Below are 6,000 nucleotides of genomic sequence, written 5' to 3'. Positions count from 1 at the left end.
CCGAAGATCAGACAAAAACTCAGAACCAGTCCGCAATGGGGATGCAGTCTCAACCATACGGAGTTCGGCGGTCATGGATATCTCCTGCCTGATATGGACCATGTCGCAATGGCCTCCTGCTTCTTATCTTAGATACATTAAGTATATAAATGTTGAAGCTGTCAAGCTGCCATTAGTCCCTCGCCGCACTTGATGGAGAGGCTGCGGCTTGCTCACGATCGAGGTCTTGTCTGGCTCGTTCGGGCTCCCCCTGGGGCATCGGCGCCAGCTAGCCGGCGCTTCTCAGGCCGGCATTCCGTCCCGGATCGATGGGCGGAAAGCCGTCATGGCGAACGGTTCGAAACAGCCATGAACAGCGAATGGGTCATTGCTCACCAGCGCGTGGGCGTCGTGCTGATTTTCTGCATTGACGATCATGATCTGCCCAATCCTCTCACCGTCGTCGGAAAGAAGTGGGCCAGCCAACCAGATGCGATCCATCAGCGGCTCCCAATATGCATCATGCGCCGGCCTCATGCGGGCGCGGATCTCCGTTATCCCAGGCTTTGCCCGCAGCGTAGCAGCAAACAGCATCACTTTATCTTCCTGATGAATGAGGCATCCAGTTGGTCAAGGCTATTGATGCCGAGCAGCGCCATGTCGCGCCCGATCTCTTCGGCCATAATAGAAATGGCGTGCCGCACGGCGCTCTTTCCGAAGACCGCGGACATCAGGAATGGCCTGCCGATGAAGACGAAATCCGCTCCCGCAGCCAGGGCCTTCAGCACGTCGGTCCCGCGTCTGACGCCACCGTCGATCATGACTTGCATGGAGCCGGATTCCTTGACGATCTCCGGCAGGACCCGCAGAGGCGCGATGGCGCCGTCCAACTGACGTCCGCCGTGGTTGGAAACAATGATGCCGTCGGCGCCGATCTCCCGCGCTTTGGCCGCATCGGCTGCCGAGAGCAGTCCCTTCACCACCAATTTGCCCTGCCATCGGTCACGAATCCGCGCCGCATGGCTCCAGCTTAATTGGTCTCGGGCGCCGATCTGGCGCACGAGGTTGCGTGAAAACACCGGAGGGCCTCTGAAGGCATCCATGTTTTCGAAGCGCGGCGCGGCATCCGAAAGCGTGCGCAAGAATGTTCCGACCGACCAGCTCGGACGCATCAGGCCATCGACGAAGAGCCGCAAGCTCGGCCGAAGCGGGATACTGAAGCCGGTGCGCTCATTATTTTCCCGGTTTGCCGGAACTGGCACGTCCGCGGTCAACACCAACGTCGAAAAACCGGCAAGCGCGACACGGTCTACCATGGCGTCTATCCGCTCCGGTTCCCCGGGCAGATAGGCCTGAAACCAGTCTGCGCCCCCTTCCCTCGCCAGCCTTTCCAGCGGCATGATCGAGGTTGCGCTGACGATCATCGGGATATTTTCGGCAAGTGCCGACTGTGCGAGAACCAGATCCCCTTGATAGGTGGACAAGCCGCTCAACCCCATCGGCGCGATGCCGATCGGCAGCCGGTAGTCCCTACCAAACAGAGATTTCGCTGTGGTGCGGCGGGACACATCGGCGAGCACGCGCGGTATCAGCGCCAGTTCCTGGAAGCTTCCGCGATTGTCACGCAGCGACTGTTCCGTTTCCGCCGCACCGGCGTAGTAGCCGTAGATCTGGCGGGGCAACCGACGCTTCGCCGCTCCCTGGAAATCGTCGAGGTTCAGAAATCGGCGCGCGAGTCTGGGATCGGCCCTGGAGGGCGGCCGCGCCGCAACAACGACCTGGTCGGGGATTCCTGTCAGGATATTGGTGCGCCCCGTGTCCGTCATGTGAGCGCCGGAATGTCCGGCCCAGAACTGGAAGGACGTCGCCAGTCGGGATTCACATTGTTGCGAACTTTTCCCGAAAATAGAAAGTCGCGAACGATCTCTGCGGCGAAGGTGCGCATGTCAAGATAAGCCGCGTCGGAGAAGAATGCGGCATGGGGCGTCAACGCCAGACGGCCTTGCAGCCAGGCTTCGCGCTCCAGCCAGGCTTCCAGCAGCGGATGCCGGGGGTCCGGCGGTTCCTGCGGCAGTACGTCCAGACCGACGGCACCCAGTTGACCACTGCGCAGGGCAACCTCGATCGCATCCAGGTCGACAAGCTTGCCGCGTGCGACGTTGATCAGGAGCGCGCCCGGTTTCATGCCAGCCAACCAGCCGGCGTTGACCATTGCACGGGTCTGGTCGTTCAGCGGCGTATGGAGACTGACTATGTCGGCGCGCTCGAGCAACTGGTCGAGATCATGTGTACGGTCGAATCCCACGCCGAGTTCGTGCCCTTCGGGCAAGAAGGGATCGTAGAACAGCACCTTCATGTCGAAGGCGGCGGCTCGACGCGCCACCGCAGTCCCGATCCGGCCGAGTCCGACAGCGCCAAACACCGATCCCTTCAGCCGCCGTACGACGGAAACGCCTTCGGCGAAATAGCTGCCCGCCATGTCATGGCGCAGCCTCTCGTCATAGGAGGGCAAGCCTCGAACCAGAGAAAGCAAAAGGGCAAGTGCATGGTCGGCAATCTCAGTCGTGCCGTAATTCGGAACGTTGGAAACCACGATGCCACGCGCCGAGCATGCCGCCAGGTCGACATTGTCGTAGCCGACGCCGACGCGAACGATGAGTTTGCATCGATTGAGTTTTGCAATGACGTCGTCCGTCATCCTGATCCGATGCCAGAGCAGCACCGTATCGGCCTGGCGCCAACAGCGTTCAGGAATCTCCTCGGCGCTTTCGGCGTTGTAGACTTCGAATCGGACGCTGTCGCCGAGGACGCGCCGTTCCACCTCCAGCGTCTCGGCATAGGTATCGGGAATCAGAACGAGCGGGACGCTCTCAGAGGCCGTCATCAGGATGCGCCCGCCGCGGCATAGCCGGCGGCAATGTGTACGTCGACGACCGCCACCTTGCCATCGCGTATCGCAGCCACAGCATCCTTGACCGCAGCGCGCAACGCATCGATGTCCCGGATCGGGCCAATGCCGACAGCGCCTTGAGCCCGCGCCATCATCGCAATATCGGGCGCCGGATCGTCGATGCGCTGACCGATCCACTTGTTTTCCACAGGTCTGTCACGCCGCCTCGCGACCCGTTCCTGGTGTAACTCGTCATTGAAATAGGAACGGTTGTTAGCGACGATAACCAGCATCGGAATGTTGTAGTGGGTTGCTGTCCAGATTGCCGTGACACCCATCAGCGTATCTCCGTCACCGAGGATCGCAACCGGCAGATGTTCGGTTCCCATCAGCGCCAGTGCGGCCCCCACTGCCATGCCGGGTCCTGAACCGACACCGCCACCGCCGGAATGACCAAGTTGATCGAGAGGATGGTTGAAATCGGTCAGGCCACCGTCCCACCCCAGTGGAACGCGTGTAAGCGAGATCGGCTGACCCTCGGCGGCAGCCTCAAGGGCCTGCGCGATATCCGAAAGGGTAAGTTCGTCGCCGGTCGGGGCAGCCGGCCCTTTTTCGCGCTGGGGGGTCGCAGACCTCGCTGTCGGAGCGTTAAGCGTCGCCGAGAGGCAACGGACAAAGGCATCGGGTGTGGATTGTATGTGCAGATCCACTTCCGGCAGAGCCATATACTCGAAATTAGAGCCGTTGTGCAGATGATGGTCCAGCGAGACGTGTATCACCTTGGCGGGGCAAGTCTGCTTCGGCCAAAGCGTGGTAAGGGCGCCGGCAAGGTCGACCCAGTCGAGCGACAGGATCACGTCTGCCTCGCGGAGTTCGGCCAGAGCATTCGGGGAAAGCGACATTCCGGGCGGCCCAGCATGCAGAGCGTGTGCTGTCGGGAAAGCGGCGCCGACCTTGAGATCGGTTGCGACCGTCGCACCCAATTGTTCGGCCAGCAGCACGCGCCGGTCCCAATCCGCCTTGTCGCGGGTCAAGCGACCCATCAGGATGGCAGGTTTGCGCGCGTTTTTCAGCAGATCGGCAGCGGTAGCGAGAACATCGTCGGATGGACGCGCGTCGGCAAAGGGTGCGAAGCGAGAGAACTGCGGCAGTGGACGATCTTGCGAAAGCTCCGCCTCTTGAATGTCGGAATCCAGATTGATGTAGACCGGACCCTGCGGCGCCGTCATGCTCATCTGCATGCCGCGCAGGAGCGACTCCTCGGCGGCGCTGAGCGACCCTGGCTGGTCATCCCACTTCACATAGCTGCGAACCATGGATGCCTGGTCGCGGGTGCTATGAATCCAGTCGATGTATGGCCGCCTGCGAGCCGCGTCGACAGGTCCGGTGCCCCCCAGGATCAGCATGGGAACGCGGTCGCACCAGGCGTTGAAGATGGCCATGGTGGCGTGCATGAGCCCGACATTCGCATGAAGCGCCACAGCCAACGGCTTGCCCGTCACCCGCGCATAGCCGTGCGCTATGGCTACGGCATGCTCTTCATGCAGGCACACGAGCATCTGCGGCGATACGTTTCCGAGACCGTTGACGATGCTGTCGTGGAGCCCGCGGAAGCTTGAGCCGGGGTTGAGGCAGATGAAAGGAATGTCGAAGCCGCGCAGCAGATCCGAAATGTGATCGCTTCCCCAGCGGCTTCCGAGCTCCGATTGCGTCGGTGATTCGGTCCGGACAATCTGGCTCGAAGGATTCTCCAGTGTGCTCATCGCGCGCGCTCCCACCCAATTTTGCTTTATATGCCAGTTGTAGCTTAATTTCGTACTTAACATCAAGCGCCTATCCACAGTTTCCTGCGTGGGCGAGGTTGCCGACAGGGATATGCTTAGCGGCTTTCTGGGATACCGGAGCCAATCGACAGTGAGTGTCATCCTGTGTCAATCAGATATTGCATACGAGACATATCTATATATTGTAGCCTTCTGGAGCGCCTGAGCAGGCGCGCCAAAGCCGGAGCGACCGACAGCTCTCACAAATCAAGAATGGGGAACGAACATGCGTACAAAGCTTCAATATCTCATGACTGCAACTTTGGTGGCCGTCGCCCAGCCTGCGTCGGCCCAGAGCTTGGAGAAGGTGAAGGTCGCGACGACCTTCCTCGGACTTTGGGACACTTCGCAGCCGTCGCTTTGCGCCGAGCGTGGCGAGTTTGCGAAAGCCGGCCTTGACGTGGAGGTGACCTCAACGCGTGGCGGTTCCGAGAATGTCCAGGCCGTGGTGGCCGGGGGCATGGATGTGGGCTATTCGCCGGGCATCAACTCCGTTCTGGCTGCAGCAACTCAGGGCGCTGCGATCAAGATAATCAGCTCGGAATTCCGCGGGCAAAATGATTCGTTTTTCTACGTGAAGGCTGACAGCCCGATCAAAAGCATGGACGACCTTGCTGGCAAGTCGGTCGCCTATTCTCGCCCCGGCGGCGCCAGCGAGGCCATCCTTCTCGCCCTCGAAGCTGATCGCAAGATCGATCTAAATCTTGTGATTGGCGGCGGTATGGACGCCACGTATACCATGGCCATGACCGGCCAGATTGACGTAGGATACGCCGTTCCGCCGACGATGCTGAAAGAAGCCGAGGAAGGCAAGATCCGCGTCATCTTCTCCGGCAACGACGTTGAGTCCCAGCGGAGCATGACGCAGCGCCTTATCATCGGTAGCGACGACTTCGTCACCAATCGGCGCGATGTGGCGACCAAGTTCCTAGAAACGTTGGATAAATGCATTGATTGGGCTTATGCTAACCCGGATCAGTCGCTTGAGTTCTACGCCAAGTTGAACAAGGTCGATCCGGCCATTGCGAAGAGAGGTATGGAGTTCTACGATCGCGCAACCCTTGCCTTCGGGCCGGTTCAAGAACTGGACAAGGGTTTGAAGCAGGCGGTTGCCGGAGGCTTCATCAAGGCGGAGCCAACAGAAGACGAGCTCAAGAAATTGATGCAGATCTTATACACAACGCCAGCCAAGTAGTGTTCGAACCACTCCAGGCATGCCGCGATCGTCCTGGCATGCCTGTCCCAGACATATGGATCGCACCGACCAGTTCCGCGCTCCGTCAAAATTGATGGGTTTTGAAAAATGAC

The 6,000-nt window shown here is 60.0% G+C and carries 5 protein-coding genes; 1 reads left to right on the top strand and 4 read right to left on the bottom strand.

Annotated features, from left to right (window positions below; all coding sequences use genetic code 11):
* Nucleotides 1-282: 282 nt before the first annotated feature.
* Genes ICI42_RS22765 through ICI42_RS22750 form a run of 4 tightly spaced genes read right to left on the bottom strand, consistent with a single transcriptional unit; the run spans nt 283 to nt 4,632 of the window.
* Nucleotides 283-573 carry a YciI family protein gene (locus ICI42_RS22765; protein ID WP_230980523.1) on the bottom strand — a complete coding sequence of 97 codons (291 nt, stop codon included), beginning with the start codon at nt 571-573 and terminating at the stop codon, nt 283-285.
* Nucleotides 573-1,805: an alpha-hydroxy acid oxidase gene (locus ICI42_RS22760; RefSeq protein WP_188166902.1), complete on the bottom strand. Its 1,233-nt coding sequence runs from the start codon at nt 1,803-1,805 to the stop codon at nt 573-575. Before ICI42_RS22760 ends, ICI42_RS22765 begins: the two co-directional genes overlap by 1 nt.
* On the bottom strand, nt 1,802-2,863 hold the full coding sequence (locus ICI42_RS22755) for a C-terminal binding protein (protein WP_188166901.1): 1,062 nt from the start codon (nt 2,861-2,863) through the stop codon (nt 1,802-1,804). The genes ICI42_RS22760 and ICI42_RS22755 overlap by 4 nt, the downstream gene beginning before the upstream one ends.
* Nucleotides 2,863-4,632: a thiamine pyrophosphate-binding protein gene (locus ICI42_RS22750; RefSeq protein ID WP_188166900.1), complete on the bottom strand. Its 1,770-nt coding sequence runs from the start codon at nt 4,630-4,632 to the stop codon at nt 2,863-2,865. Before ICI42_RS22750 ends, ICI42_RS22755 begins: the two co-directional genes overlap by 1 nt.
* A gap of 286 nt (nt 4,633-4,918) precedes the next feature.
* On the opposite strand from ICI42_RS22750, the gene ICI42_RS22745 reads away from it, so the two are divergent.
* On the top strand, nt 4,919-5,887 hold the full coding sequence (locus tag ICI42_RS22745) for an ABC transporter substrate-binding protein (RefSeq protein ID WP_188166899.1): 969 nt from the start codon (nt 4,919-4,921) through the stop codon (nt 5,885-5,887).
* Nucleotides 5,888-6,000 lie beyond the last annotated feature (113 nt).

The organism is Oryzicola mucosus, from assembly GCF_014534685.1.
Lineage (GTDB): Bacteria > Pseudomonadota > Alphaproteobacteria > Rhizobiales > Rhizobiaceae > Oryzicola > Oryzicola mucosus.
Note: the sequence above shows the minus strand (reverse complement) of the source record. Positions and strands in the feature narration are given on the sequence as shown.

Excerpts from the sequence above, each read along its gene's own strand:
- ICI42_RS22765 (WP_230980523.1), bottom strand. The coding sequence starts at position 573 with ATGCTGTTTGCTGCTACGCTGCGGGCAAAGCCTGGGATAACGGAGATC.
- ICI42_RS22760 (WP_188166902.1), bottom strand. The coding sequence starts at position 1,805 with ATGACGGACACGGGGCGCACCAATATCCTGACAGGAATCCCCGACCAG.
- ICI42_RS22755 (WP_188166901.1), bottom strand. The coding sequence starts at position 2,863 with ATGACGGCCTCTGAGAGCGTCCCGCTCGTTCTGATTCCCGATACCTAT.
- ICI42_RS22750 (WP_188166900.1), bottom strand. The coding sequence starts at position 4,632 with ATGAGCACACTGGAGAATCCTTCGAGCCAGATTGTCCGGACCGAATCA.
- ICI42_RS22745 (WP_188166899.1), top strand. The coding sequence starts at position 4,919 with ATGCGTACAAAGCTTCAATATCTCATGACTGCAACTTTGGTGGCCGTC.